The sequence below is a fragment of the Schaalia sp. 19OD2882 genome (assembly GCF_018986735.1).
GTDB lineage: Bacteria > Actinomycetota > Actinomycetes > Actinomycetales > Actinomycetaceae > Pauljensenia.
On record NZ_CP065521.1, the window covers coordinates 1,169,165 to 1,196,128 of the forward strand.

Annotated in this window: 23 protein-coding genes; 21 read left to right on the plus strand and 2 right to left on the minus strand. The window is 68.5% G+C overall.

From position 1 onward, the window contains the following. The first annotated feature begins 2 nt into the window (after positions 1–2). The 19 genes from I6B53_RS05195 (at position 3) to I6B53_RS05285 (ending at position 19,882) form a co-directional block, all read left to right on the plus strand. Positions 3–602 (plus strand): SatD family protein, encoded by a 600-nt coding sequence (locus I6B53_RS05195; RefSeq protein WP_216765163.1) that lies wholly within the window; start codon positions 3–5, stop codon positions 600–602. After that, positions 602–1,036 (plus strand): hypothetical protein, encoded by a 435-nt coding sequence (locus tag I6B53_RS05200; protein WP_216765164.1) that lies wholly within the window; start codon positions 602–604, stop codon positions 1,034–1,036. The genes I6B53_RS05195 and I6B53_RS05200 overlap by 1 nt, the downstream gene beginning before the upstream one ends. Positions 1,037–1,071: 35 nt before the next feature. Next, a complete protein-coding gene (locus I6B53_RS05205) occupies positions 1,072–1,563 on the plus strand; it encodes a histidine phosphatase family protein (RefSeq protein ID WP_216765165.1) in 492 nt (163 codons plus the stop codon). A 114-nt stretch (positions 1,564–1,677) separates the two neighbouring features. Further along, positions 1,678–2,439 carry a YebC/PmpR family DNA-binding transcriptional regulator gene (locus I6B53_RS05210; RefSeq protein ID WP_216765166.1) on the plus strand — a complete coding sequence of 254 codons (762 nt, stop codon included), beginning with the start codon at positions 1,678–1,680 and terminating at the stop codon, positions 2,437–2,439. 2 nt (positions 2,440–2,441) lie between these two features. After that, positions 2,442–3,341 (plus strand): pyridoxal 5'-phosphate synthase lyase subunit PdxS, encoded by a 900-nt coding sequence (pdxS, locus tag I6B53_RS05215; protein WP_216765167.1) that lies wholly within the window; start codon positions 2,442–2,444, stop codon positions 3,339–3,341. Beyond that, on the plus strand, positions 3,335–3,925 hold the full coding sequence (gene pdxT, locus I6B53_RS05220) for a pyridoxal 5'-phosphate synthase glutaminase subunit PdxT (RefSeq protein ID WP_216765168.1): 591 nt from the start codon (positions 3,335–3,337) through the stop codon (positions 3,923–3,925). The genes pdxS and pdxT overlap by 7 nt, the downstream gene beginning before the upstream one ends. A gap of 9 nt (positions 3,926–3,934) precedes the next feature. Beyond that, a complete protein-coding gene (ruvC, locus tag I6B53_RS05225) occupies positions 3,935–4,564 on the plus strand; it encodes a crossover junction endodeoxyribonuclease RuvC (protein WP_216765169.1) in 630 nt (209 codons plus the stop codon). 77 nt (positions 4,565–4,641) lie between these two features. Next, positions 4,642–5,256, plus strand: a complete 615-nt coding sequence (ruvA, locus tag I6B53_RS05230; protein WP_216765170.1) for a Holliday junction branch migration protein RuvA — start codon at positions 4,642–4,644, stop codon at positions 5,254–5,256. A 16-nt stretch (positions 5,257–5,272) separates the two neighbouring features. Next, positions 5,273–6,283, plus strand: a complete 1,011-nt coding sequence (gene ruvB / locus I6B53_RS05235; RefSeq protein ID WP_216765350.1) for a Holliday junction branch migration DNA helicase RuvB — start codon at positions 5,273–5,275, stop codon at positions 6,281–6,283. Positions 6,284–6,396: 113 nt separating this feature from the next. Beyond that, positions 6,397–6,789, plus strand: a complete 393-nt coding sequence (yajC, locus tag I6B53_RS05240; protein ID WP_253953981.1) for a preprotein translocase subunit YajC — start codon at positions 6,397–6,399, stop codon at positions 6,787–6,789. A gap of 36 nt (positions 6,790–6,825) precedes the next feature. Then, entirely contained in the window at positions 6,826–8,841 is a 2,016-nt protein-coding gene (gene secD / locus I6B53_RS05245) for a protein translocase subunit SecD (protein WP_216765172.1), read from the plus strand. After that, positions 8,838–9,908 carry a protein translocase subunit SecF gene (gene secF, locus I6B53_RS05250; RefSeq protein ID WP_216765173.1) on the plus strand — a complete coding sequence of 357 codons (1,071 nt, stop codon included), beginning with the start codon at positions 8,838–8,840 and terminating at the stop codon, positions 9,906–9,908. Before secD ends, secF begins: the two co-directional genes overlap by 4 nt. Continuing rightward, positions 9,908–10,447 carry an adenine phosphoribosyltransferase gene (locus I6B53_RS05255; protein WP_216765174.1) on the plus strand — a complete coding sequence of 180 codons (540 nt, stop codon included), beginning with the start codon at positions 9,908–9,910 and terminating at the stop codon, positions 10,445–10,447. The genes secF and I6B53_RS05255 overlap by 1 nt, the downstream gene beginning before the upstream one ends. Positions 10,448–10,512: 65 nt before the next feature. Further along, positions 10,513–12,843: a bifunctional (p)ppGpp synthetase/guanosine-3',5'-bis(diphosphate) 3'-pyrophosphohydrolase gene (locus I6B53_RS05260; RefSeq protein WP_216765175.1), complete on the plus strand. Its 2,331-nt coding sequence runs from the start codon at positions 10,513–10,515 to the stop codon at positions 12,841–12,843. A gap of 143 nt (positions 12,844–12,986) precedes the next feature. Further along, the gene (locus tag I6B53_RS05265; RefSeq protein ID WP_216765176.1) at positions 12,987–14,399 is read left to right on the plus strand and encodes a DUF349 domain-containing protein; all 1,413 of its coding nucleotides are present in this window, start codon (positions 12,987–12,989) and stop codon (positions 14,397–14,399) included. A gap of 1 nt (position 14,400) precedes the next feature. Continuing rightward, a complete protein-coding gene (locus I6B53_RS05270; RefSeq protein WP_216765177.1) occupies positions 14,401–15,147 on the plus strand; it encodes an MBL fold metallo-hydrolase in 747 nt (248 codons plus the stop codon). 79 nt (positions 15,148–15,226) lie between these two features. Beyond that, positions 15,227–16,582, plus strand: a complete 1,356-nt coding sequence (gene hisS / locus I6B53_RS05275; protein ID WP_216765178.1) for a histidine--tRNA ligase — start codon at positions 15,227–15,229, stop codon at positions 16,580–16,582. Position 16,583: 1 nt separating this feature from the next. Next, positions 16,584–18,305, plus strand: coding sequence for a dynamin family protein (locus I6B53_RS05280; protein ID WP_216765179.1), 1,722 nt, complete (start codon positions 16,584–16,586; stop codon positions 18,303–18,305). Then, on the plus strand, positions 18,260–19,882 hold the full coding sequence (locus I6B53_RS05285) for a GTPase family protein (RefSeq protein WP_216765180.1): 1,623 nt from the start codon (positions 18,260–18,262) through the stop codon (positions 19,880–19,882). Before I6B53_RS05280 ends, I6B53_RS05285 begins: the two co-directional genes overlap by 46 nt. Positions 19,883–20,005: 123 nt before the next feature. On the opposite strand, the gene I6B53_RS05290 is transcribed toward I6B53_RS05285, so the two are convergent. Beyond that, complete coding sequence (locus I6B53_RS05290) at positions 20,006–21,043, minus strand: S41 family peptidase (protein ID WP_253953982.1); 1,038 nt, start codon at positions 21,041–21,043, stop codon at positions 20,006–20,008. Between the two features lie 314 nt (positions 21,044–21,357). Between I6B53_RS05290 and I6B53_RS05295 the strand changes: the two genes are divergently transcribed. Beyond that, positions 21,358–23,529 (plus strand): DEAD/DEAH box helicase, encoded by a 2,172-nt coding sequence (locus tag I6B53_RS05295; RefSeq protein ID WP_253953983.1) that lies wholly within the window; start codon positions 21,358–21,360, stop codon positions 23,527–23,529. Here the strand turns inward: I6B53_RS05295 and I6B53_RS05300 are convergent. Beyond that, on the minus strand, positions 23,517–24,914 hold the full coding sequence (locus I6B53_RS05300) for an MFS transporter (protein ID WP_253953984.1): 1,398 nt from the start codon (positions 24,912–24,914) through the stop codon (positions 23,517–23,519). The two genes, I6B53_RS05295 and I6B53_RS05300, sit on opposite strands and share 13 nt — an antisense overlap. Before the next feature lie 171 nt (positions 24,915–25,085). On the opposite strand from I6B53_RS05300, the gene aspS reads away from it, so the two are divergent. Continuing rightward, on the plus strand, positions 25,086–26,888 hold the full coding sequence (aspS, locus tag I6B53_RS05305) for an aspartate--tRNA ligase (protein ID WP_216765181.1): 1,803 nt from the start codon (positions 25,086–25,088) through the stop codon (positions 26,886–26,888). Positions 26,889–26,964: the final 76 nt, after the last annotated feature.

The following is a 26,964-nucleotide window of genomic DNA, read 5'->3' on the forward strand; positions in this document are numbered from 1 at the left end:
TCATGTTCGTGCTCACCATCGACCAGGAGAGTTCCCGACACGGCGAGGACCGTGTACCCGCACTGCTGGAAGCCCTGGCCCACGTCCCCGCCCTGCGTCCCTTCGTGCGCACCGTCGGTGACGAGGTGCAGGCCGTCTTCGACAACCCGCAGGCCGTCCTCGAGGTCCTCATGTGGGTACAGCGTGACGGACATTGGCACTGCGGCCTCGGAGTCGGAGGGGGTGAGCTGCCGGATGTCGAAGACGCCCCCGACTCCCGATCCGGGCGCGGAGACGCATTCGTCCACGCCCGCACAGCCGTCGACGAGGCCAAACGGAATCCCTCCAGCGTCGCCGTCAGGGCCGATCGGGCCGAAGCCGCCGCCCAGACCCAGGCTCTCCTGGGCCTTCTCGACATCATCCGCGCCGGGCGCACCGACCGGCAGTGGGCCATCATCGACGAGGTCGAGGCGGCGGGCGGAATCACGCCGGCCGCCCAACGCTTGGGTGTGTCCGCCCAAAACGTCTCCCAGGCCTACGCCCGCTCGGCGCGGAAACAGGAGTTGGCGTGCCACCCACTCCTGCTGCGCCTGCTCACCGAACTCGACGAAGGGAGGCTCTGATGGGCGCCGACGACTGGATCCGCATCGCCGGATGGGGCCTCGTCCTGCTGCTCAGTGCCGCACTGGGATGGGTGTGCACCGTCCTGGTCCTCAGGTGCGCCCGCGTCCCCGCCGAAGCAGAACCCGCTCCCCGACGCGGAGCCGACGTCACGCTCCACCTCCCCCAGCGCCAGCCCCGCTCCGTCAAAGGAGGCGGCACGTGGGTGGGCGTCCTCGAACGTTTGGCCGTGAGCACTTGCCTGCTCAGCGGGCAGGCGGGCCTCATCGCCGTGGTCGTCGCCGTCAAAGGGCTCGGACGCTTCGCCGAACTGCGGGACGACCCTGCCTTCGCCGAACGATTCCTCATCGGCACCTCCACCTCCATGCTCTCCGCCGTGTGGATCACCCTGGCCGGCCAACGCCTCCTCGACCTCGTCCTGCACTCCCCGGCCTGACACCCCACATGCGTCGGCGGCGTATCCTCGAGCCCATGACCCGCCGCACCCTTGTCGTCGTCCGCCACGCCCACGCCGTCGGTCACAGCCACGGCGGTGACCACGCCAGGGCCCTGAGCCCCGCCGGCCGCGACCAGGCGGCCGGACTCGGGCTGCGCCTGGCCGCAGAACTGCCTGTCGTCGACCAGGCGGCGGTCTCCGACGCCGTGCGGGCCGTGCAGACCTACGAGGGGCTCACCCGGACGCTGCGCGTGCGCCGGGGGTGGGCGGACCGGGAACTCTACGACGCGGGCCCGCGCCACGTCCTGCGTCTGGCCCGCGCCTTCGAGGGCGAGGTCGCCATGGTCGTCGGCCACGAACCCACCATTTCCGGCGTCGGGCGGCTCCTGGCCAGGGACGAGGACGTCGACCTCGTCCGTGGGGGAGTGGGCACCGCCACCGCACTGCTGCTCGACTTCGACGGAGCGTGGCAGGACCTCGCTCCGGGAATGTGCTCCCTACGTGTCATCCACGAGGAGCGACGCTGACCGGCGGCCCTGCGTGGCGCTTCACTTCCACACGCTGCGAACCTGCGACGCAGAGCCGAGGACGCACTCGCTAGACTGTGCCAGTACCAATCCACCCCGTGACAGGGAGAACTGATGTCGGGACACTCCAAGTGGGCCACCACCAAGCACAAGAAGGCTGCCATCGACGCCAAGCGCGGCAAGCTCTTCGCGCGACTCATCAAGAACATCGAGGTGGCGGCACGAACCGGAGGCGGTGACCCCGCAGGAAACCCGACCCTCTTCGACGCCATCCAGAAGGCCAAGAAGAACTCGGTCCCCGCAGACAACATCGACCGTGCCGTCAAGCGTGGCTCCGGCGCCGAGGCCGGCGGAGCCAACTACGAGACGATCATGTACGAGGGCTACGGGCCCGGCGGCGTCGCCTTCTACGTCGAGTGCCTCACCGACAACCGCAACCGCGCCGCCTCCGACGTGCGCCTGGCCTTCACACGCTCCGGTGGCTCCATGGCCGACCCCGGCTCCGTCGCCTTCCTCTTCTCGCGCCGCGGCGTCATCGAGGTGCCCGCCGGTGAGGGAGTGGACGAGGACGCCATCATGGAGGCCGTCCTGGAGGCCGGCGCCGAAGAGGTCGAGGACCTGGGCGAAGGCTTCGTCATCGAATGCGCACCCACCGACCTGGTCCCCGTGCGCAGCGCCCTGCAGGCCGTCGGCATCGACTACGACTCCGCCGAAGTCCAGTTCGTGGCCGCCACCGAGGTGGAGCTGGACCTGGACGGTGTCACCAAGGTCAACAAGCTCATCGACGCCCTGGACGACTCCGACGACGTGCAGAACGTCTACCACAACATGACCATGTCGGACGAGGTCCGTGCGGCATTCGAGGAAGAGGAGTGACCATGGCCGAAACCACTGCACCCGAGGTCGGCACCTCCCGCGTCAAGCGCGGCATGGCGCAGATGCTCAAGGGCGGCGTCATCATGGACGTCGTCACGCCCGACCAGGCGAAGATCGCCGAGGACGCGGGCGCGGTGGCCGTCATGGCTCTGGAACGCGTCCCGGCCGACATCCGCGCCCAGGGCGGTGTGGCCCGCATGTCGGACCCGGACCTCATCGAAGGCATCATCGACGCAGTGTCCATCCCCGTCATGGCCAAGGCCCGCATCGGCCACTTCGTCGAGGCCCAGGTCCTCCAGTCCCTGGGAGTCGACTACATCGACGAGTCCGAGGTCCTCACCCCCGCCGACTACGCCAACCACATCGACAAGTGGGCATTCACCGTCCCCTTCGTGTGCGGCGCCACCAACCTGGGTGAGGCCCTGCGCCGCATCACCGAAGGTGCGGCAATGATCCGCTCCAAGGGTGAGGCCGGCACCGGGGACGTCTCCAACGCCACCACCCACATGCGCAGGATCCGCGACGAGATCCGTCGCCTGACATCCCTTCCCGAGGACGAGCTCTACGTGGCCGCCAAGGAACTCCAGGCCCCCTACGACCTGGTCGCCGAGGTCGCCCGCGAAGGCCGCCTGCCCGTCGTCCTGTTCACCGCAGGCGGCATCGCCACTCCTGCCGACGCCGCCATGATGATGCAGCTGGGCGCCGAAGGCGTCTTCGTCGGCTCGGGCATCTTCAAGTCGGGCGATCCCGCAAAGCGCGCTGCGGCCATCGTCAAGGCCACTGCCTTCCACGACGACCCCAAGGTCATCGCGGAGGTCTCTCGCGGCCTGGGCGAGGCCATGGTCGGCATCAACGTCGACGAGGTGCCCGTCTCACACCGACTTGCGGAGCGCGGATGGTGACCATCGGGGTCCTCGCCCTGCAGGGTGACGTGACCGAACACGTGCGGGCGCTGGAGGATTCCGGCGCCCGCGCCGTGTCGGTGCGCCGCAGGAGCGAATTGGACGAGGTCGACGCCCTGGTCATCCCCGGCGGAGAGTCGACGACCATCTCGAAGCTGCTGCTCGCCTTCGACATGTTCGACCCGGTGGCGAGGAGGATCCACTCGGGCATGCCCGTGTGGGGCACCTGCGCGGGCATGATCATGCTGGCCCGCGAGGTCCTCGACGGGCGCGAGGACCAGCGCTCCTTCGCGGCGTTGGACGTGACCGTGCGCCGCAACGCCTTCGGCCGGCAGGTCGACTCCTACGAGGAGGACCTGGATGTCGTCGGATTGGAAGCCCCTTTCCACGCCGTCTTCATCCGCGCCCCGTGGGTCGAGAGGGTCGGCGAGGGCGTCCAGGTGCTGGCCAGGGCGGCAAACCGCAAGGACGGGCCGGTGGTGGCCGTGAGATCCGGCTCGGTCATGGCCACCTCCTTCCACCCCGAGGTCGGTGGGGACGACCGGCTGCACCGTCTCTTCGTGGACCTGGTCCGAGGGCAGTGAGGCACGGCTTTGCGCGTCATGGGAATCGACCCGGGTCTGACCCGATGCGGTCTGGCCGTGGTGGACGTGGACCTGTCCAGGAAGGCGCACCTGGTCCACGTCGAGGTGGCCCGCACGGACAAGGACCTGGCCACCCACTTCCGCCTGCGTGGAGTCGCCGACGCCATTGATCGCGTCATCGCCGGCCACCGGCCGGAAGTGGTCGCCATCGAAAGGGTCTTCGCCCAGGACAACCTCCAGTCGGTGACCACCACCATGCAGGTCATGGGCGCGGCCATGACCTGCGTGGGGCGTGCAGGGCTTCCGCTGGCCGTCCACACCCCCTCCGAGGTCAAGACCGCCGTCACCGGCAACGGCCGAGCCGAGAAGGCCCAGGTCCAACACATGGTGGCACGCATCCTCGGACTTGCCGACGTCCCGCGACCGGCCGATGCCGCGGACGCACTGGCCATCGCCATCTGCCATGCATGGCGGGGAACCGGGTTGCTCGGTTCGGGCGACGACTCCAGCGTGAGCGTGTCCCTGTCCGGGCGGGTCAACGCCCGGGGCGAGATGACCCCGGCGCAGCTCGCTTGGACCCGGGCGCAAGCCGCGCAACGCCGCACCGGCGCCGTCGATCCGCGCCGCAGACGCGGGTAGGGTAGTACAGGTGTTCGCCCTTGCGTCCCGGGCGGACTCGACACGACCGGGACGCACTGTGCAGAGCGGAGGACGGCGTGATCGCGCAACTCAAGGGCACCGTCGAGCACGTGGGTCTGGACGAGGTCGTCCTGCTCGTGGGAGGCATGGGCTTCCGTGTCCTGGTCACCCCCGCGCACGCCGCCGAGGTGCAGGTCGGCAGTGAGGTCACCGTGCACACCTGCCTGGTCGTGCGCGAAGACTCCATGACCCTGTTCGCCTTCCGCAGTGCGGACGAGCGCCTGGTCTTCGAAAAGCTCCAGACGGTCAGCGGCATCGGCCCGCGGATCGCGTTGGCTGCCCTCGCAGTCCTGATCCCCGACGACCTGCGCCGCGCGGTGTCCACTTCGGACGTGGCCGCCCTGCAGAGGATTCCCGGAGTCGGCAAGAAGTCGGCCCAGCGCATGGTCCTGGAGATCGGCGACAAACTGGGGGTTGCCGCATCTCTTGCCTCCGGCCAGGCCACCGGTGCCACCGCAGGCGCCCCCGCCCCCGGCGCCGTGGAGGCAGAGGTCCGTGCCGCCCTCATCCAGCTCGGATGGACCGAGGGTGTGGTCTCCAAGACCCTGGAGTCGATGGACACCGGGGCGATGAACGCCTCGCAACTGCTGCGTGCCGCCCTGGTGGCCCTGGGAGGAAACCGTGGACGCTGACGACCTGGCGGAGGACATGCGCATCGTCGCCCCCGACGCGGGCGAACTCGAACGTGCCGCCGAAGCGGCGCTGCGGCCCAAACGCCTGGCCGAGTTCGTCGGACAGGCCAAGGTGCGTGACCAGTTGCAACTGGTCCTGGACGCCGCGCGCGGCAGGGCGGTGCCCTCCGACCACGTCCTGCTCGCGGGCCCGCCGGGTCTGGGCAAGACCACCTTGGCCATGATCATCGCCGCTGAGATGGGCACCTCGCTTCGCTTGACTTCCGGGCCTGCGATCCAGCACGCCGGAGACCTGGCCGCGATCCTGTCGGGTCTGCAGGAAGGCGATGTCCTCTTCATCGACGAGATCCACCGTCTGGCCCGCACCGCCGAGGAGATGCTCTACCTGGCGATGGAGGACTTCCGCGTGGACGTGGTCATCGGCAAGGGGCCCGGGGCCACATCGATCCCCCTGACCCTGCCGCCCTTCACGGTGGTCGGGGCGACGACGCGCTCTGGCCTGCTGCCCGCACCCCTTCGTGACCGATTCGGTTTCACGGCGCATCTGGAGTTCTACGAGACCGAGGAACTCGAATCCGTCGTCCGCAGGTCGGCGGAGCTTCTCGGCGCCGAGATCGCCGCCCCCGCGGCCCACGAGATCGCCTCACGCTCTCGCGGTACTCCACGCATCGCGAACCGCCTGCTGCGCCGTGTCGTCGATTTCGCCCAGGTCAGGGGAGACGGTTCACTGTCCTTGGAGGCCGCCCGCGGGGCCCTCACCCTGTTCGAGGTCGACGCCCGCGGTTTGGACCGCCTGGACCGTGCGGTGCTCGAAGCCGTGTGCACCCGCTTCGGGGGAGGACCTGTGGGCCTGACCACCCTTGCCGTGACCGTCGGTGAAGAGGCCGAGACCGTCGAGACGGTCGCCGAACCGTACCTCGTGCGCGAGGGATTCCTCGTGCGCACCACCAGGGGGCGTGCGGCGACTCCGGCAGCCTGGTCCCACTTGGGTCTGACCCCACCGGCCGAATCGACGCTGTTCAACTGACACGGGTTCTCGGATGGGTGGACCCGCTGGAGCGGCTTTGCGTCGCACCGCGTCTCGGGCACTAGAATGCGATGGGCGTGCGTGCGCACGTCCCGTTGACGAAAGAGGCTCAGGTGGCACAGTTCTTCCAAACGTACGGCACGTACATCGTCCTGGGAGCCGTGCTCCTCGGCCTCATGTGGTGGTCGAGCAACAGTCGCAAGCGCATGGAGGCCCAGCGGGCCGAACGTGAGGCGAAGATGCTCGCCGACCTCACGCCCGGCGCCTGGGTGAAGACCGTTTTCGGTTTCTGGGGACGCTACGTCGACACCGACGGTGACATCGTCATCCTCGAAACGGCCGACGGCACCGAGACCTACTGGGAGAAGAAGACCATCCAGGAAGTCGGCACACCCCCCTTCGCATCCGACTCGCACGAGGACGCCTCCGTCGAGGCCGCCGACGAGGACGAGGACGAGGAAACCGTTCTCGGCCTCGACAAGCCCGAGAACGACCTGAAGAACTGACACGTCCCTGCGGGACGAACGAAAGCGGACAGACACGTGGCTAGCAACAGACGACACCCCCTGCGCGCGCTCCTGACACTGGTCGTCCTCTCCGTCATCGGAGTGGGTGCCCTCGTCATCGGGAACGTCACCGGCAACGGGGCGTCATACACCCCCAAACTCGCGCTCGACCTCGAAGGCGGCACCCAACTCATCCTGACCCCCGTGTCGACCGAGCAGAGTGGTCGGGCGGTCACCGAGGCCGACATCGCCGAGGCGATCAACATCATCCGCTCGCGCGTCGACGCCTCGGGCGTGGCCGAGGCGGAAATCACCTCATTGGGCCAGGAGAACATCGTCGTGGCCATCCCGGGTAGACCCTCGCAGGAGACCCTGGACCTCATCCGCTCCTCCTCGCAGATGAACTTCCGTCCGGTCCTCCAGATCGTCCAGGCCACCACCCAGGTGCCCGTGACCGCCACACCCTCCGTCAACGCCTCCGGAGCCCAGTCGGGCCAGGCCCCCCAGTCCGCAGCTGCCAACACCACCGAGCAGTCCGGACAGTCCGCTGCCGCTGAGCAGTCCGGTGCCGGCGCCCAGAGCGGCGACACCGCCCAGTCGTTCCGCGTCGTCCAGAACGTCCTTCCCGAAGACCAGGCCACCAAGCTGGCCGACAGGAACCAGGACGGCACACTGGCCGATGCGCCCCAGTCGACCCCTGCGAACAACTCCGACATGTCGTGGGTGACCGAGAAGGCCCTCTTCGACCTGTACACACTGGACTGCACCAAGCCCGGCCGGGTCGAAGGTGCCGCTGACAAGCCCTACGCCGCCTGTGACGACTCCGGTCAGATCAAGTACCTGCTCGGTCCCGTGGACGTCTCGGGCGCGAACCTCGACAAGGCTGCGGCGGGACTGGGCACCAACAGCCAGGGCCAGCCCACCGGTGAGTGGGTGGTCAGCCTGCAATTCGACGCCGAGGGAACCAAGGCCTTCGCCGCGTCCTCACAGACCCTCTTCGGATTCCAGAAGAGCGATCCCGAAGGGGGAGCGGCCTTCGGCAGTCCCGACCGCAACCACTTCGCCGTGGTCCTGGACGGAAAGGTCATCACGGCGCCGTCCATGAACGCCATCATCTCCACCGGCATGGCGGAGATCTCCGGGTCCTTCACGGCGGCCTCGGCGACGGCCCTGGCCAACCAGCTGAGTTTCGGCTCCCTGCCGTTGAACTTCGAGGTCCAGTCCGAACAGCAGATCTCGGCAACTCTGGGCTCGGAGCACCTGGAAAAGGGCCTGTGGGCCGGCCTCATCGGCCTCATCCTGGTGGTCGCCTACCTGCTGTGGCAGTACCGCGGTCTGTCGATCGTGGCCACCGGGTCGCTGCTCGTGGCGGCCTTCCTCACCTACCTCGTCATCACACTGCTGTCGTGGACCATGGGGTACCGGCTGTCGCTTGCGGGTATCGCGGGCCTGATCGTCGCCGTGGGTGTGACGGCGGACTCCTTCATCGTCTACTTCGAACGCATCCGTGACGAAGTGCGCGACGGACGCCCGCTGCTCGCCGCAGTCTCAGAGGGCTGGGACCGTGCCAAACGGACGATCATCGTCTCCGACGCAGTGAACCTGGTCGCCGCAGTCGTGCTCTACGTGCTCGCGGTGGGCGGCGTGCAGGGCTTCGCATTCACCCTGGGTGTGACCACCGTGGTCGACCTCTTCGTCATCTTCCTCTTCACCCACCCCGTCATGGAACTCCTCATCCGTACGGAGTTCTTCGGTGGAGGGCACAAACTCTCCGGCCTCGACCCGGAGCACTTGGGAGCCAAGAACGCCCTCGTCTACGCCGGACGTGGCCGCTTCACCACGGCAGGAGTCCGGGCCGCTGCCCGCGAGAAGGGTGCCTCGGTCGAGGATGCCCTGTCGGTCGAGGACCGCCCCATGTCCTTGGCGGAGCGCCGCCGCGCCGAACGTGAGGCCGCCACCGCCTCCACCGCGGCCGCCTCCGTCGCCACCGAGGAGACACTTGGAGGCGTCGAGGATTCCGAGCAGGTCCAGAAGGAGGACGAGCAACGATGATGAGCTTCGCCCAGTGGGGCAATGCCCTGTACGCGGGGGACAAGTCGTACCCCATCGTCCCCAACCGCAAGATCTTCGTCGGTGTCTCCGGAGCGATCGTCCTGCTGTCCTTCGTCCTCATGGCCGTACTGGGCATCCAGCGCTCCATCGAGTTCACCGGGGGCTCGCAGTTCACGGTCGTCGGTTCCGCAGTGACCACCCAGCAGATCGCGGTCGACGCCGTCAAGGGCACGGGCCTGGCCTCCGAAGTCAAGGTCTCCAACGTCGGTACCGACGGCATCCGTGTCCAGACCGAGTCCCTGAGTTCTGCCGACACGGCGACCGTGCGCGACGCACTGGCCAAGGCCTACGAGGTGCCTGCCACCGACATCCAGTCCTCCTCCATCGGACCGTCCTGGGGCAAGGACGTGACATGGAAGGCCGCCCAATCGCTGGTCATCTTCCTCACGCTGGTGGCGGCCCTCATGGCGGTGTACTTCCGTTCGTGGACCATGGCCGCCTCGGCGATCATCGCCCTCGTGCACGACATCGTCGTCACCGTCGGCTTCTTCTCGCTGCTCCACGTGGAGATCTCACCGGCCACCGTCATCGGCTTCCTGACGATCCTCGGGTACTCCCTCTACGACACCGTCGTCGTCTTCGACAAGGTGCGTGAGCTGACCAGGGACATCGACGAGCAGAAGCGCTACACCTTCGCCGAACTGGTCAACCTGGCCGTCAACCAGACGATGGTGCGCTCCATCAACACCTCCGTGGTGGCTCTGCTGCCCGTGGGCGCGATCCTCGTCATCGGGTCCCTCCTTCTGGGAGCCGGCACTCTCACCGACATCTCACTTGCCCTGTTCATCGGCATGATCGCGGGAACCTATTCCTCGATCTTCATCGCCTCCCCGCTGCTCGTCATCTTCGAGGAAATGCGCGGCAGGCGGAGGGCCCATGACGAACTGGTCGCCGCCGAACGCACCCGCCACGGCCACACCACGGACGAGCCCGTCCGGGTGGCACCAGTGGTGCCGGGACGGCGCCTCGGCAACGAGAACCAGCCCAAGCGGAAGGGGCATCGCTGATGGCACACGAGTTCGGTGACCGCATTGCGCACCTGGTCACCTCGAACCTGCGTGAGATCCAGGACTTCCCGGAGCCGGGCGTCCTCTTCCGCGACATCACGCCCCTGTTGGCCAATGGACCCGCCTTCAAGGAGCTTGTCGACCTGCTTGCCGAGCACTACGAGGGTCGCATCGACGCCGTCGCCGGTCTGGAGTCGCGGGGCTTCGTCCTGGCGGCGCCCCTTGCCACCACACTTGGCATCGGCATGCTCACCATCCGCAAGGCGGGAAAGCTTCCCGGCCCCGTGATCGGCGTGGACTACTGCCTGGAGTACGGGACGGCTCGCATGGAACTGCGCCCCGACTCGGTCGAAGTGGGCTCTCGTGTGCTCGTCCTGGACGACGTGCTGGCCACCGGCGGCACGGCAGCGGCATCGGCCCAGCTCCTGCGTCAGGCCGGGGCCGAGGTGGTTGCCATCGCCGTCCTGCTGGAGCTCGAAGCGCTGGGCGGTCGTGCGCGCCTGGCTGGCGAAACCGTGGAGTCCGCCGTCGTCTTCTGACCGGCCGGTCTCGTCGAGGCACCCGTGTGACCTGCACGGGTGCCTCACGCGCATATCATGGGGCAATGGCAGACCAGACGACTCCTCAGACCCCGAAGGCCCCTGCGGCCGGTTCACTGGTGCGCTCAGGACTCGTGTGGGTCGGGGCGCGTTCACGCACCACCGCTCCGGAGATCGAACCGCTGGTGCGCGCCCTTCGCGCCAACCACCCCAAAGCCGACGTGTCGGTGATCGAACGGGCCTACGCCACCGCGGAGCGAGCCCACCGCGGCCAGGTCCGCAAGTCCGGAGAGCCCTACATCACCCATCCGGTGGCAGTGGCGACGATCCTCGCCGAAATGGGCATGACCACCCCGACATTGGTGGCTGCTCTGCTGCACGACACCGTCGAGGACACCGACTACACGGTCGAGCAGCTCACCGCGGACTTCGGCGAACCCATCGCCCAGCTGGTCGACGGCGTGACCAAACTCGACAAGGTGCGCTACGGGGCCTCCGCCCAGTCGGAGACCCTGCGCAAGATGATCGTGGCCATGAGCCGCGACATCCGCGTGCTCCTCATCAAGCTGGGTGACCGGCTGCACAATGCGCGCACCTGGCGCTTCGTGCCCGCGGAATCCGCCAAACGCAAGGCCCAGGAGACCCTGGAGATCTACGCCCCCCTGGCGCACCGCCTGGGCATGAACATGATCAAGTGGGAGTTGGAGGAACTCTCCTTCAAGACCCTCTACCCGGAGATCTACGCGGAGATAGACCGCCTCGTGGGGGAGAGGGCTCCTGAGCGGGAGACCTACCTGCGTGAGGTCATCGGACGCATCGAGGAGGACCTGCGTCGCTCCGGAACCAAGGGGACCGTCAGCGGACGCCCGAAGAACCACTACTCGATCTACCAGAAGATGATCGTGCGTGGAAAGGCCTTCGACGAGATCTTCGACCTGGTCGCAGTGCGCGTCCTGGTGGAGTCCGTCAAGGACTGCTACGCGGTCCTTGGGGCCCTGCACGGCAGGTGGAACCCGATTCCGGGCCGCTTCAAGGACTACATCGCCATGCCGAAGTTCAACCTCTACCAGTCGCTGCACACGACGGTGGTGGGCCCGGGCGGTCGGCCGGTGGAGATCCAGATCCGCACCTTCGAGATGCATGAACGCGCCGAACACGGTGTGGCCGCCCACTGGAAGTACAAGCAGAACCCGAACGCCACCTCCGCCGACTCCGACAAGATGAGTTCGGACGAGCAACTCAACTGGCTGCGGTCCCTGGTCGAGATGGAACGGGAGACCGGGGACCCCGAGGAGTTCCTCGACGCCCTGCGCTACGAGATCGCCGGCGACGAGGTCTACGTCTTCACTCCGCGCGGTGAGGTGATCGTCCTTCCCGCGGGCGGCACACCTGTCGACTTCGCCTACGCCGTGCACACCGAGGTCGGCCACCACATGGTGGGAGCCAAGGTCAACGGGCGCTTGGTCTCCTTGGACACGAAACTCGACTCAGGTGAAACCGTCGAGGTGGTGACCTCGAAGTCCGACAAGGCAGGACCTTCGCGGGACTGGCTGGCCTTCGTCGCCTCCCCCAGGGCCCGTTCGAAGATCAAGGCGTGGTTCTCCAAGGAGCGCCGCGAGGAGGCCATAGAGACCGGCAAGGAGCATCTGGCTCGCGCCATGCGCAAGCAGAACCTGCCTCTGCAGCGTCTCATGAACCACGAGTCCCTCATGGCGGTGGCCAATGCCCTGGGGCATCCGGACGTGTCCGCCCTGTACGCGGCCGTGGGCGAGAACCACGTGTCCGCACAAAACGTCGTGTCGAAACTCGTGGAGAACCTTGGCGGGGGCGACGGCACGGAGGAGACACTCTCAGAGGCGGTCACCCCCGGTTCGCTCACGCGGGGACGCGCTGCGGCCACCTCCGACTCCGGAATCTCGGTGACGGGGATGAACTCCAATGAGATCTGGGTGAAGCTGGCCAGGTGCTGCACTCCCGTGCCCGGCGACGAGATCGTCGGTTTCATCACCAGGGGCCAGGGGGTTTCCGTGCACCGCAAGGACTGCCAGAACGCGATGCGCCTTTCGGAGGTGCAGCCCGAACGCTTCGCGGAGGTCCACTGGAACTCCACGCAGGCGGGGGTCCAGTACCTGGTGCAGATCGAAACCCGGGCCCTGGACCGTCCGGGGCTGCTCTCGGACCTGACCCGGGTGCTCTCCGACTACCGCGTCAACATTCTCACGGCAACGACGGGCCTGTCCGGGGACCAGATCGCAACCGCACGCTTCTCCTTCGAGCTGGCCGACATGGCCCACCTCAACGCGGTGTTGGCTGCCCTGCGTCGGGTCGACGGCGTCTTCGAGGCCGTGCGACTCATGGGCAATGCCTCGCGGCGCCACGAGGTCTCGAACGGATGACGAAATCCCATGTGACGGTCTTCATTTCGTAACAGGGGCTTCTCAGTGCATAGGATGGGACCTGTGCCACACCTTGGCACGTGCGCACTGGTGTGCGCGACCGCGCCCGGGCGCCCTGCGCCCTCGTCGAACGAAGGACCATCGTGACCGAGACTCCCGCCACCGAACCGCAGGCCACCACCGACCCTGCCGAGACCACTTCACCGGCACCGGAGCCCCAAGCCACGCAGACACCCGCCTCGGAGGCGGCCCCTGCTCCCGTCGAGGAGACTGCGGCCCCGGCTCCGGAGGAAGTCGTCGAGGCCGCTTCCCCGACCGAGCTGACCACCTCCGAGTTCGCCCGCATCGACGAGGTCGGCAACGTCTACGTCATCGACGAGGGGGGCGAACGCATCGTCGGTGCCTACCCGGAGGGCCTGCCCGCGGACCCCTTGGCCCTTTACGTGCGCCGCTTCGAGGATCTCCAGGCCACGGTGAAACTCTTCGAGGACCGCCTGGCCACCATGTCCCCCAAGGACATCGACCAGACGCTCGCCACCATCACCGCAGCCGTCGTGCAACCCAACGCCATCGGCGACCTGCCCGGCCTGCGCGCCCGCGTCGAAGCCGTGACGGCCCGCGCACAGGAACGCAAGGAACAGGCACGCGAGGAACGCCGCATCGCCAAGGAGAACGCCTTGGCAGAGCGCACCGCGCTTGTGGAGAGGGCCGAAGAGGTTGTCGCCCAGGACCCGGAACGCACCCACTGGAAGCAGTCGGGCCAGGCCCTTCGTGACCTCCTGGAGGAGTGGAAGGCCCAGCAGCGCAGGGGGCCGCGCCTCGACAAGTCCGTCGAGGACGGCCTGTGGAAGCGCTTCTCGGCGGCGCGCACCCTCTTCGACCGTCACCGTCGCCAGTACTTCAGCGCCCTCGACCAGGCGCAGAGCGAGGCCAAGCGCATCAAGGAGCAGCTCATTGCGGAGGCCGAGGCGCTGCAGACCTCCACCGACTGGGGAGCCACCTCGGCCGCCTACAGGGCCCTCATGGACCGGTGGAAGGTGGCCCCACGCGCCTCCCGCAAGGAGGATGACGCACTGTGGGCGCGTTTCCGCGCCGCCCAGCAGGTCTTCTTCGATGCCCGTCGCGCAAAGGACCAGGCCACCGACGCCGAGTACCGTGAGAATCTCGTGGCCAAGGAGGCCCTCCTCGTGGAGGCAGAGGCCATCGTCCCTGTCGGTGACTTGGACGCCGCCAAGACCGCTCTGCGTTCGGTCCAGGAACGCTGGGACGAGATCGGACGTGTCCCCTCGGCCGACCACCCGCGTCTGGACCAGCGGCTGCGCGCCGTCGAAGGCGCTGTGCGGGCCGCTGAGGACAGGGAATGGCGCCGCACCAATCCGGAGACGCGCGCCCGCGCCGAAGGTATGCTCGGCCAGCTCGAAGCCCAGGTCGCCAGGTTCGAAGCGGACCTCGCCGCCGCCGAGGCTGCGGGAAATGCGAAGAAGACCAAGGAACTGGCGGACACCCTCGCCACGAAGAAGGCGTGGCTGGAGCAGATCCGCTCCTCGATGGACTGACATGCGCCTGCACGTCGTCCCCACCCCCTTCTACGGGGCAAATTGTGTCGTCGTCCTGCCCGAGGAGGGCGAGGGCCCTGCCTTGGTCGTCGACCCCTCCTACGGGGTCACCTCCGAGATCCGTCGAATCCTCGACGACTCGGGCTGCGCCTTGGCGGGGGTGCTCCTGACCCACGGGCATCCCGACCACGTGTGGGAGGCCGCCGAGGTGGCCTCCTGGGGCACCGAGGCCGACTTGGGCGGCCCTGTGCCCGTGTGGCTGCCGGGCCCCGACATGTACCGGATGGATGCGCCACTGGGCCTCGTCCAGATCCCGCCGCCCGACCTGGGACTGCCCGAATGGGTCAAGCCGACCTCATTGCGCCCCTTCCCGGCCGGCTCGGTCGAACTGGTTCCCGGACTGTGGACGAAGATGGTCCCGGCCCCCGGCCACACCGAAGGATCCGCGCTGTTCATCGCCCACACTCCGCTGACCGTGACCCTTGAGGAGCCCAAGGGCCCGCGTGTCGTCCACGCCAGCCCGGTGCCGGAGCCGTGGGCGCTGTCCGCCGACGTGATCTTCGCCGGATCCGTCGGACGCACGGACCTGCCCGGTGGGGACGAGACCCAGATGCGCCACAGCCTGCGCACCTTGGCCAACGCCTTGGATCCGGCCACCGTCCTGGTCCCCGGACACGGCCCACTGACGACCATGGCGGAGGAACTGGCCACCAACCCCTACATCGCCAGAGCTCGCCGCATCGGCTGAACCCAGACCACCACAGTCCCCACACCACCGACCGCCGGCCGGACGGCGGTGGTCGCCACGCACATGGGAGGATGAACGCATGGCACGCACATCCCTGTCCGGTTTCCCCGAATGGTTGCCTGAAGGTCGCATCATCGAACAGCAGGTCCTGGACCACCTGCGAGAAGTCTTCGAGCTGCACGGCTTCGTCGGCATCGAGACCCGCGCGGTGGAGACCCTCGAGCAGCTCGAGGCCAAGGGCGAGACCTCCAAGGAGATCTACGTCCTGGACCGTCTCCAGGCGCTCAAGGCAGCCGAGGAGGGGGGACGGGGCGCCTCTTCGAAGGAACGGCGCATGGGACTGCACTTCGACCTGACCGTCCCCTTCGCCCGGTACATCGTCGAGAACGCCAATGACCTTGACTTCCCCTTCAAGCGCTACCAGATCCAGAAGGTGTGGCGCGGTGAGCGCCCCCAGGACGGTCGCTTCCGCGAATTCACGCAGGCAGACATCGACGTGGTCGGCCTGGGAACCCTCGCCTTCCACCACGAGGTCGAGGTCGCCCTGATCATGGCCGAGGCCCTGTCCACCCTGCCGATCCCGCCCATCCACGTCCTGGTGAACAACCGCAAAGTGGTCCAGGGAGTGTGCGAGTCGCTGGGAGTGGTCGATGTCGAGGCGGCGCTGCGCGGCCTGGACAAGCTCGACAAGATCGGTGCCGACGGAGTCCGTGAAGAACTCGCCCGCTCCGGCATCGACGCCGCTGCCGCCGACACCCTGCTGGAGATGGCCGGAATCCGGGGAAGCGACACCGAACAGATCCGGGCGGCCGTGGCCGCCCTGGGCGTGGCCGGTGAGCTCCTGACGCAGGGGCTCGATGAACTGTGCGCCCTTCTGGACCAGGCCCGACGCCACCTGCCGGGTGTCGTGGTCGCGGACCTGAAGATCGCGCGGGGACTCGACTACTACACGGGCACCGTCTACGAAACCGTCATCGAGGGCCACGAGGACCTCGGGTCGATCTGCTCGGGCGGCCGCTACGACTCCCTGGTCAAGGACGGCAAACGCGCGTATCCGGGCGTGGGTTTGTCCGTCGGTGTGTCCCGCTTGGTCTCCCGCATGCTTGCTGCCCCCATGGTGCGTGCCAGCAGGAAGGTGCCCACTGCGGTCCTCGTGGCCGTGTCCGACGAGGGCGCCCGCGCACACAGTGACCTTGTGGCCGCGGCCCTGCGTTCGCGCGGAATCTGCACCGACGTGGCCCCGAGCGCCGCGAAGTTCGGCAAACAGATCAAGTACGCCGACAAGCGAGGCATCCCCTACGTGTGGTTCCCCGGCGAGGACGGAGCGTGCGACACGGTCAAGGACATTCGGACGGGCGAACAGGTCGAGGCCGACGCGGCCTCGTGGGCCCCGGCCCGGGTGGACCTGCGCCCGCGTGTGGAGAGGGTGGACTGACGTGGACGGCATCGCCGCTCTGCATGCACTTCGACGCGCCTTGGCCGACGCCGACCTGACCCTGCCCACGCCGACCTCGGCGGCGGCGGATTCGGCCCGTCGCAGGGCGATTCGCCGCCTGGACGACCACGTGCTGCCGCGCGCGCAGTCCCTTGACGCTCCACTGCTGTGCGTCGTGGGAGGCTCGACCGGGTCCGGAAAGTCGACGATGTTCAACTCTCTGGTCGGAGAGGTCGTGTCCTCCTCCTCGCCGATCCGCCCGACCACGCGCAGACCTGTCCTCTTGCACCACGGCGCGGACGCCCCACTCTTCGAAGGCATCCGCGTGCTGCCCGAGCTGGCGCGCGTACGCATCCGGGCAGGTTCGGCCCCGACTCCAGCGGGTCACGGGAGCACTCGGGAACTGGAGGTGCGTGAACACCAGTGGCTGCCCGCCGGCTTGGCGCTGCTCGACTCCCCGGACGTGGACTCAGTGTCGGAGGAGAACAGGGACTTGGCCCGCCAGCTGCTGGATGCTGCGGACCTGTGGGTCTTCGTCACCACTGCCGCCCGCTACGCGGACGCGGTGCCGTGGGAACTCCTGTCGGCGGCCGGCCGCAGCGGCATCGCCGTGGCCGTCGTCCTCAACCGTGTGCCGGGCGAGGCCGCCGAGGCCGTTGGACAGGACCTGCGGCGCATGATGGCTGACAAGGGTCTCGGCTCGGCGCCCCTGTTCACCGTCGAGGAACAGCGGCTCCGGGACGGCCTGCTTCCCGCAGACGCCTTGGCGCCCCTGGCGACCTGGTTGCGCGAGCTCGTGGCCGACTCGCACGCCCGCACCGAAGTCGCGCGTCGCGCCCTGACCGGGTCGCTGACCGAAGTCCTGGCCGCGTGCTCCAAGGTGAGCACTGCCGCCGCGGAGATCACCGAGGAACTGCAGGCCGCACGGGACCTGCTCGACTCCCAGCGGGCAGCATGCCTGGACCGCCTGCGCCAGGCCACGGCCGACGGCACGCTGCTGCGAGGTGAGGTCATGGCCCGCTGGCAGGACGTCGTCGGAGCCGCCGACTTGACCCGGAGCCTGAGTCGGACCTTCGCGGGTCTTCGCGACCGGGTCACCGCTTTCGTCCTTGGGCGCCCGACGCCCGTCGCACCGGTCGAGGACGCACTCGAAGCCGGTCTGGCCGCCCTCATCCACGAGGAGCTCCTGCGCGTGCGCGAGGACGCCGAACGCGCGTGGCGCGGATCCCCGGCCACCCGCGACCTCGTCGGCACACTCGAAAAGGTCGACGAGGCACGTGTCGAACGCCTGGCCGGGTACGTGACCCGGGAGTGGCAGAAGGACCTGTTGGCACTGGTGCGCACCGTCGGCGAATCGAAGCGCGCAGCCGCCCGCATCGCCGCCATCGGCGTCAACGTGGTCGCGGTGGCGCTCATCATCGTCCTCTTCGCCTCCACTGGCGGTCTGACCGGTGTCGAGGTCGGTGTCTCGGCCGGCTCGGCGGTGCTCGCCCAGAAACTGCTGGAGACGATCTTCGGTGACCAGGCAGTGCGTTCGATGACCACCACCGCCAAGGCGCGACTCATGGAGCGTGTCGGCACCGTCATCGACGACACGCTGGCACCCATGGAGGAGGCCCTTCCTCCCACACCCGACACCGCAGCACTCGACTCAGCCGTCAAGGAGGTGAGCCAGCGATGGGAGACGCACTCCGAGCGCCCCAACGGATCCTCGAACGAGTGAACGCCCTGGCCGAGGCGATGGACCTCCTCGGCCAAGACGCTCCCGTCAGCCTGCAGGACGACGTCGCCGCCGCCCTGCGCCTGGCCGATGAACGCGCCGTCCTGGACCCTGAGACCGTCGTCGTCGCCCTGGTGGGTTCGACGGGGTCCGGGAAATCCTCCCTGGTCAACGCTCTGGTCGGAGCCGAGGTCGCCCACGCGGACATCCTGCGGCCCACCACCAGCGTCCCGCTGGCGGTCACCCCGTCGGGGCTCCAGGCCGCCGCCCTGCTGGACCGCATGGGAGTGCTCTCGCGGGTACCGGCTCCCACCTCGGACGCCCTGCCGGCCGGCGTGATACTGCTGGACCTTCCCGACATCGACTCCGAGTCGCGTGAGAACCGCGACATCGCACGCCACGTGTCCGACCGCGCCGACCTGGTCGTGTGGGTCGTCGACCCGCAGAAGTACGCCGATGACGTCATCCACAACCAGTGGATCGCTCCCATGGCGGACAGTGCGGGAGCCATGGTGGTCGTCCTCAACCAGGTCGACCGGCTGACCCCGGGGATCCGTCGTGTGGTCCTGGAGGACCTGCGAAAGGTCCTCGTGCGCGACGGCGTCGGCTCGGTGCCTCTTCTGGGCGTCTCGGCCAAGAGCGGTGAGGGCCTGGCGGATCTGCGGCTGACCATTGCCGAACGCGCCCGGGCGGTCCGCGAGACGGCGGCACGTGTGGCCGGTGAATTGGCCCGGGTCAGCCGCGTGGTCCTGGACCACTTGGAGGTCGACGAGGAGTTGCCCGGCCTGTCCCATGCGGGCATGCTCAACGCCCTCACCGACGAGGCCGAGGCCGCGGTCGCTTCCCAGGACCTCGTCGACGACGTCGCCAAGGCCCACAAGCACCGTGGAGCCCAAGCCACCGGGTGGATCCCCCTCCGGTGGATGTCGCACCTGCGCGCCGATCCGCTCACACGTCGACACTTGGGCGCCCACAAGCGCCACCACGGATCACGGGTCGATGTCGCGACTCCCTCGGTCCTGTCGGTGGAGCCGATGAACGCCGTCGAGCGCGCACGCCTGTCCACCGCCGTGCGCCGGGTGGGATCGGCCATCGGACAGGGACGCCCCCAGGCATGGCGGACCCGCCTGGCAGAGGTGGCGCACGTGGCCAGCGAGAACCTGCCCGACACCCTGGACCGGGCCCTGTCAGGCACGGACCTGGACATGGGACGGCGGCCCCGCTGGTGGGCGTGGTCGAACACGGTGCAGGTCCTCGCCTGGGTGGTGGCCCTGGTCGGTGCGCTCTGGCTGGGCGCCAGGTGGGCCAGCGCCGAGTACCTGTTGCTGCCCTTGCCGCTGCCGTACTGGCAGGCGCTGCCCGTGCCCACGTGGATGCTTCTCCTGGGGCTCGTGGTGACGATCCTTGTCGCAGGCCTCAGTGCGCTCGCGTGTTCCGCCGGAGCCAAGGGCCTGGCCGCTCGTGCGCGCAGGAGGATCCGTGACGAGCTCGCGGCTGCCATGGATGCCCACCTCGTCCAGCCCCTTCTTGAAGAGGACGCCAGACAGCAGCACGTCCTGGACGTCCTCAGCGCCCGCTGAGGGCAGGGCGAGGCCGGACCGGGCACGCCTCGTCACACCCTTTTGGCGAGGGCGCTTCCGACGACGAGGGGCGGGAGGACCATCGGTCCTCCCGCCCCTCGGGTGTCACCAGGAGTGTCGGCCTCACTGACGCTGGGAGGCGATCCAGTCGGCGGCGGCCTGCGGGGCTGCCTCCAGGTCCACGACTTGGTCGGGGGCGATGGGTTCCTCGGCGAACTCCTCTCCGGTGCGAGCCACCGTGGTGCCCACGGTCATGGCCAAGAGGCTTCCCGTGTACAGGGGGAAGACCTGGTTGACGGAGGTGTAGCCGGCAGTCGGTCGGCCGAAGACCTTCACGCCGTCCAGTCCGCGGAAGGCCAGCAGGGCCTGTTCTCCGGAGGAGGCGGTCCGCTCCGAGACCAGGACGGCCACGGGCACCTTCAACTTGCTTCGCCGGCCCACGTCGGTCGGGCTGCCTCCGCCCTGGATGGCGCCGCCATTGAGCGTGACATCAGTGGTCATCCCATCGGTCGACTTGAATGAGGCGACACGCCCGTCGGGCAGAAGGGGGGACAGGCCCGCAATCATCGGCCCCATGTCCCCTCCACCGTTGGAGCGCAGGTCGACGATGACTCCACAGGTGTCGCCGGTCAGTGCGTCTGCAAGCGTGGTCGCGTACTCGGCGCCCTTGTCGGCGGTGCCCATGTAGGCGGGCAGGGTCAGGGTGACCACGCAGCCGTCACGCGTGGTGGTCGGGGCCTCGTACTCATCGAAGACGGATTGCGCCGTTTCAGCCGAGATCATGAAGGAGTGCTTGCCTCCGGCGACCTTGACGACGTCGGTGAGGATGGCGTCGACCTCCTCGTGACTGGTGGCCTTGGCGATGCGGGCGGTGGCGTCGGCACGGGCGTCGGACCATTCCTGACTCTTGGCGTGCAGGCCCTGGTCCATCAGACTCAGGACCTTGTCTCCGTAGCCCTGGACGGAGGGGGCCGGCCACCAGATGCCGATGGTGTGTCCGTAGGAGCTCACCAGCCATGCGCCGCCGGCCAGGACACCTCCGACGACCAGGGCGAGGACGAGGAGGACGGCCATGAGGATCTTCCTTCCTCGCCCTGGACGAGTGGGGGTGGGCGGCAGGGGAGAGGCGGGGGACGGGCGGGAATCGGTGTGTGTGTTCATGTCTCCACACTATGGGTGTGCCAGATCCGCGCCCAGTGGGGGTTTCCCCTGTTTTCACCTGACATTCGTCACCGGTGGGCCGTGGAGATGTCAAGGGGGAGCTCGTCGGTGAGGGAATTCACCGGGGCGTGGTGGTGGAGGCAGAGGCTGCGACGGATAGGGTGGGACCTGCGATGAGGCGCGCCTTCCTGTTGTGATGTGCACCGTTGGACGGTGAGTGTTGTGGATGAGTGGAGCCGCGCCGAAGGCCGACGACCGGCCCGGCCCGGCACCCGCCAGGCTTCGAGACGCTGACGAGACACCTGAGGACCACTGTGCCCACTGACACCTTCACCCTGCCCGCTGAGGACGCCGAGCGCGACCCCGCCCTCGTCGAGGAGACCGACCAGGACGATCCCGCCACCGAGGAGACCCCGGAGGGCCCGACCTTCGCCGACCTCGGACTGCCCGAGGACGTCCTGCGGGCCGTCACCGAAATGGGATTCGTCACCCCCACCCCGATCCAGGCCGAAGCCATTCCCGCGCTGCTCGACCTGCGCGACGTGGTCGGCATCGCCCAGACCGGCACCGGCAAGACCGCAGCCTTCGGCCTGCCCCTGCTCAGCATCGTCGACGCCCAGGAGTTCAGCGTCCAGGCCCTGGTCCTGGCCCCCACCCGCGAACTGGCCATGCAGTCCGCCCAAGCCATCGAGAACTTCGCGGCACGCACCAAGGGACTTGTCGTCGTCCCCGTCTACGGTGGCTCCGCCTACGGGCCACAGCTCGGAGCCCTCAAGCGTGGAGCGCAGGTGGTCGTCGGCACCCCCGGACGCGTCATCGACCTCATCGACAAGGGGGCCCTGGACCTGACCGGCGTACGCATGCTCGTCCTGGACGAAGCCGACGAGATGCTGCGCATGGGATTCGCCGAGGACGTCGAGACCATCACCGAGACGGTTCCCGACCAGCGTCTGACCGCACTCTTCTCCGCGACCATGCCCGCCACCATCGAACGCATCGCGAAGACCCACATGAGCGACCCGGTGCGCATCGCCGTGTCCGAGGAGTCCTCGACGGTCGACACCATCCACCAGACCTTCGCTGTGGTGCCCTTCAAACACAAGATGGGGGCACTTGCCCGCGTCCTGGCCACCCGCGCCCAACATGCCGCCTCGGAGGCGGCCGACGCGGCCATCGTCTTCGTGCGCACCCGCGCCGACGTGGAGGAGATCTCCTTGGACCTGGCTGGACGCGGGTTCCGGGCCGCAGGCATCAGCGGTGACGTGGCGCAGACCGAACGTGAACGCATGGTGGAGCGCCTGAAGAACGGCAGCCTGGACGTGCTGGTGGCCACCGATGTGGCCGCCCGAGGACTGGACGTGGAGCGCATTGGACTGGTCGTCAACTTCGACGTGCCCCGCGAACCCGAGGCCTATGTGCACCGAATCGGCCGCACCGGCCGCGCCGGGCGTGAGGGGCGTTCCCTGACCTTCTTCACCCCGCGCGAACACCAGCGTCTGCGCCGGATCGAGCGTCTGACCGGCACGCCCATGGAGGAGGTGCAGATCCCGTCACCGGCGGCCGTGTCCGAGTTCCGCGCCCGCCGTACCCTCGACTCGATCGGACAGCGGGTCGAGCGCGGCAGGTTGGACATGTACCACACGCTGCTTGACGAGATCCATGACACCACTGCTTTGGAGTTGGCCGACATCGCTGCGGCCCTGCTCGCGCGCGCAGTCGGCGACGAAGGACCCGAGCCGCGTGTCCTCAAGGATCGCAGGGGAGGCGGTCGCATCCGCCGCGAGGAGGAGCTGGACGAGTCCGGCGAGTTCGTCGGCGCCAGTTTCGAGGGCGGCCGCGACAAGGACCGGCCGCTGCGGCCCGGGCGGGCCGAGCGCGAGGGAGGAAAGCGTCGCTCCCGCCCGCACATCACCCCGGGGTCGGGGCGACGCTACCGTGTCGAGGTCGGCAGGAAGGACCGGGTCAAGCCCGGGGCCATCGTCGGTGCCATGACGGGCGAGGGCGGTCTCGCCGGCTCCGACATCGGAAACATCGAGATCTACCCGACCTTCTCGCTGGTGGAGATCGTCGGTGACGTGTCTGCGCAGGCCTTGGGCCGTATCGGCAAGGCGAGGGTGTCAGGGCGTGCCCTGCGGATCCGTGAGGACTCGGGGCCGGACGTCCGAGAGGAGCACGGTGGGCGCCCCGATCGTCGTGGCCGACGTCAGGGGCGCGAACAGGACTCCTGGAGCGGTGGCCGCGAGCGCGACGGGTGGGACCGTGGGCGCGCAGGATGGGACTCGGATCGCGGACGCGAGGACCGTTCGCGTGGAGGCGACCCGGGTGAGCGCCGTGACCGCCAGGAAGATGGGGGCTCCGACTGGCGCGTGCGTCGCGAGGAGGCCAGGCGTGATCGCTCGGGTGGACGTTCGTCGAAGGAACGCAGCGCGCGCCCGATTCGCGGCGCAAGGGGGGAACGTCATCCGGGAGGCCGTCACCACTGGTGATGCCCGGCCCCATTCGGTTGGGCGGGGGCGGTCCTTGCGCGTGAGGCGGCAAGGATCGCCAGTGCGCCGACCACGGCGGCGATCACGGGCGCCGGAAGGTAGGCGAGGCTGCCCTGTGAGACGGGCAGATGGGCCCAGGCGGCAAGGAGGATCGAGGCGAGGGCCAGTTCGAGGGCGGAGCCCGAGGCGTCGGCCACCTGCAGCCACGAGGAGCCTTTGCCGTGCTCGGCCTGGGGCAGTGCTGCGAGGATGCGCACGGAGAAGGTCGAGTGCGCCATGCCCAGGCCGCCGGTGGCGATGCCCACGCTCAGGAGGTGCGGCCACACCGGCAACTGGGGCCACACGAGGAGGAACAGGGGGGCGTAGCCGATCGCCATGAGCGCCGTTCCCACGACCGGAAGCTGCTCGCGGCGTACCGGGTCCTTCACACGTGCCTGCACCCAGGCGCCCACGGCCCATCCGACCGAAGCTATGGTCACCGCGAGGGACGCGCCTTCGGCGCTCCACGAATGGATACGTTGGAGCAACAAGGGCAGGGCGGCATTGGCTCCGGTGAAGGCTCCGGACAGGAGCAGGCGCGCGGCGATGAGGGAGGGCACCCCGGGTGCCAAGCGCAGTGCGCCGCGGGGCAGCAGGGACGGCAAGGTCAAGGGGATGAGGAGCAGCGCAGCTCCCAGGCTCGCCCATGCCCCCCATCCGTCGAGGGCACCGGAGAGCTGCAGTGCCAGGACCCCGGCTCCGGCGCCCATCGCCAACAGGGCCAGACGCATGAGATTCCTCGGGCGTTCACCCTGCTTGCGGGACACGAGGGCAAGGACGCGCACCAGCGGCACCACGGCGAGGGTCGCCACCAGCGGAACGGCGCCGAAGAGCCAACGCCAACTCAAGTGGGTGGCCACCCATCCCGCCAGTGCGGGCCCCACGAGGGAAGGGCCGACCCAAGCCATGGAGAAGGCCGCGAAGAAACTCGGCCGATGGGCGTCGCAGACCACTTGGCCCACCAGCACGTACAGGGGCACCACACCCAGGCCCGCACCGATGCCCTGGAGCATTCGTCCCAGGACGAAGAGGGCCACGTGTGGGGCGCTTGCGCACACGATCATGCCCGCCAGGAACAGGGCGGTGCCCGCCAGGAGCACTCCTCGCGCCCCGCGCCAGTCGCACAGGGCTCCGGCGACGACGGTGGTGACCAACTGGGCGGCCAAGGCCGCCCCACTGGCCACGGAGAACCATGACTCGGCGCCCAGGTCGGCCACGACATTGGGCATGACCGTGGTCGTGGCCAGGGCTTCGAAGGCGAGGATCGTGATGAGCAGGACCGAGCCGACCATGAGGGAGATTTCGGTGGGACTCCACTTCGTCGCGGTGGCATCGTGGTCGGGCATGGGGTCGATTCTTCCACGCCAGAGCCCCGCCCTCGTTCTCGGAGCGCCCCATGGTGACGTGTCACCCACCCGGCAAGGTCGGCCCCGGGCGAGGACCTGCGCGGCACAGGCGTAGGATCGTCCCTGCCGCCGCCTGTCTCGCGGATGGTGAACGACGAAAGGAATACCTCCGTGCTGCGTACACATGAGATCGGGTCCTTGGGACTCGACACTGTCGGACAGAGCGTCACCCTGACCGGATGGGTGGATCGTCGACGGGACCACGGAGGGGTGGCCTTCGTGGACCTGCGCGACGCCGGCGGCATCGTCCAGGTCGTCGTCCGGGACGAGTCCGTGGCCCACGAGCTGCGCAGCGAATTCGTCCTCCAGGTCACCGGTGAGGTCTGCGCCCGCCCCGAGGGCAACGAGAACGTCAACCTGGCGACCGGTGCCGTGGAGGTCATGGGTGATGACATCACCGTCCTCAACACCTGCGCGCCCCTGCCCTTCCAGATCTCCAGCCACGCCGAGGACGCCGGCAACGTCGGTGAGGAGACGCGTCTTCGTCACCGCTACCTGGACCTTCGCCGGGAAAAGGCCCAGAAGGCCATGCGCTTGCGCTCCGAGGTCTCCCGGGCGGCCCGCGACACCCTGTACACGCACTCCTTCGTGGAGGTCGAGACCCCGACTCTGACCCGTTCCACCCCCGAAGGCGCCCGCGACTTCATCGTCCCGGCACGCCTGTCGCCCGGATGCTGGTACGCGCTGCCGCAGTCGCCGCAGCTCTTCAAGCAGCTGCTCATGGTCGGCGGCATGGAACGCTACTTCCAGATCGCCCGCTGCTACCGTGACGAGGACTTCCGCGCCGACCGTCAGCCGGAGTTCACCCAGCTGGACATCGAGATGAGCTTCGTCGAACAGGACGATGTCATCGCGGTGGCCGAGGACGTGCTGAAGAACGTGTGGGCTCTCATCGGCGTTGACCTGCCCACCCCGCTTCCACGCATCACCTTCAAGGATGCGATGGAGAAGTACGGCTCCGACAAGCCGGACCTGCGTTTCGGTCTGGAGCTGGTGGATCTCACCGAGTACTTCGCCGACACGCCCTTCCGCGTCTTCCAGGCCCCGTACGTGGGCGCGGTGGTCATGCCCGGGGGCGGTTCGCAGCCGCGCCGCACCTTCGACAAGTGGCAGGAGTGGGCCAAGGCGCGCGGCGCCAAGGGCTTGGCCTACGTCACCATCGGCGAGGACGGGACGCTGGGTGGGCCCGTGGCCAAGAACATCACCGAGGTCGAGCGTGAGGGTCTGGCGGCGGCCACCGGTGCCGAGCCCGGCGACTGCATCTTCTTCGGAGCCGGTGCCCCCACCCCCGCCCGCGAGCTCCTGGGCGCTGCCCGACTGGAGATCGGCAAGCGCTGCGGACTCATCGACGAGGACGCATGGGCTTTCACCTGGGTGGTCGACGCGCCCCTGTTCAAGCCTGCGGGCGAGGCCGTGGCAGAGGGGGACGTGGCGCTGGGCAACTCAGCGTGGACGGCCGTGCACCACGCCTTCACCTCACCCAAGCCGGAGTGGCTGGACCGCTTCGACGAGGATCCTGGCAACGCGCTGGCCTACGCCTACGACATCGTGTGCAACGGCAATGAGATCGGTGGCGGCTCGATCCGTATCCACCGCGCCGATGTGCAGGAACGGGTCTTCAAGGTCATGGGCATCGACGAGGAGGCCGCCCAGGAGAAGTTCGGCTTCCTGTTGGGTGCCTTCAAGTACGGAGCCCCGCCGCACGGCGGCATCGCCTTCGGCTGGGACCGCATTGTCGCCCTGCTCACCAAGGCCGACTCGATCCGCGACGTCATCGCCTTCCCGAAGTCAGGCGGCGGTTTCGACCCCTTGACCGAGGCTCCGGCGCCCATCGCCCCGGAGCAGCGCAAGGAGGCCGGTGTGGACGCCACACCGAAGAAGCGCGGTGAGGAGGCTGCCACGCAGGACCTGTGATTCACCGCTCGGCCGTGTGAACGGCCGCTGAGGTCTTGCCCGGTGGGGCGGCGCGCAGGGCGTGCCGCCCCACCGC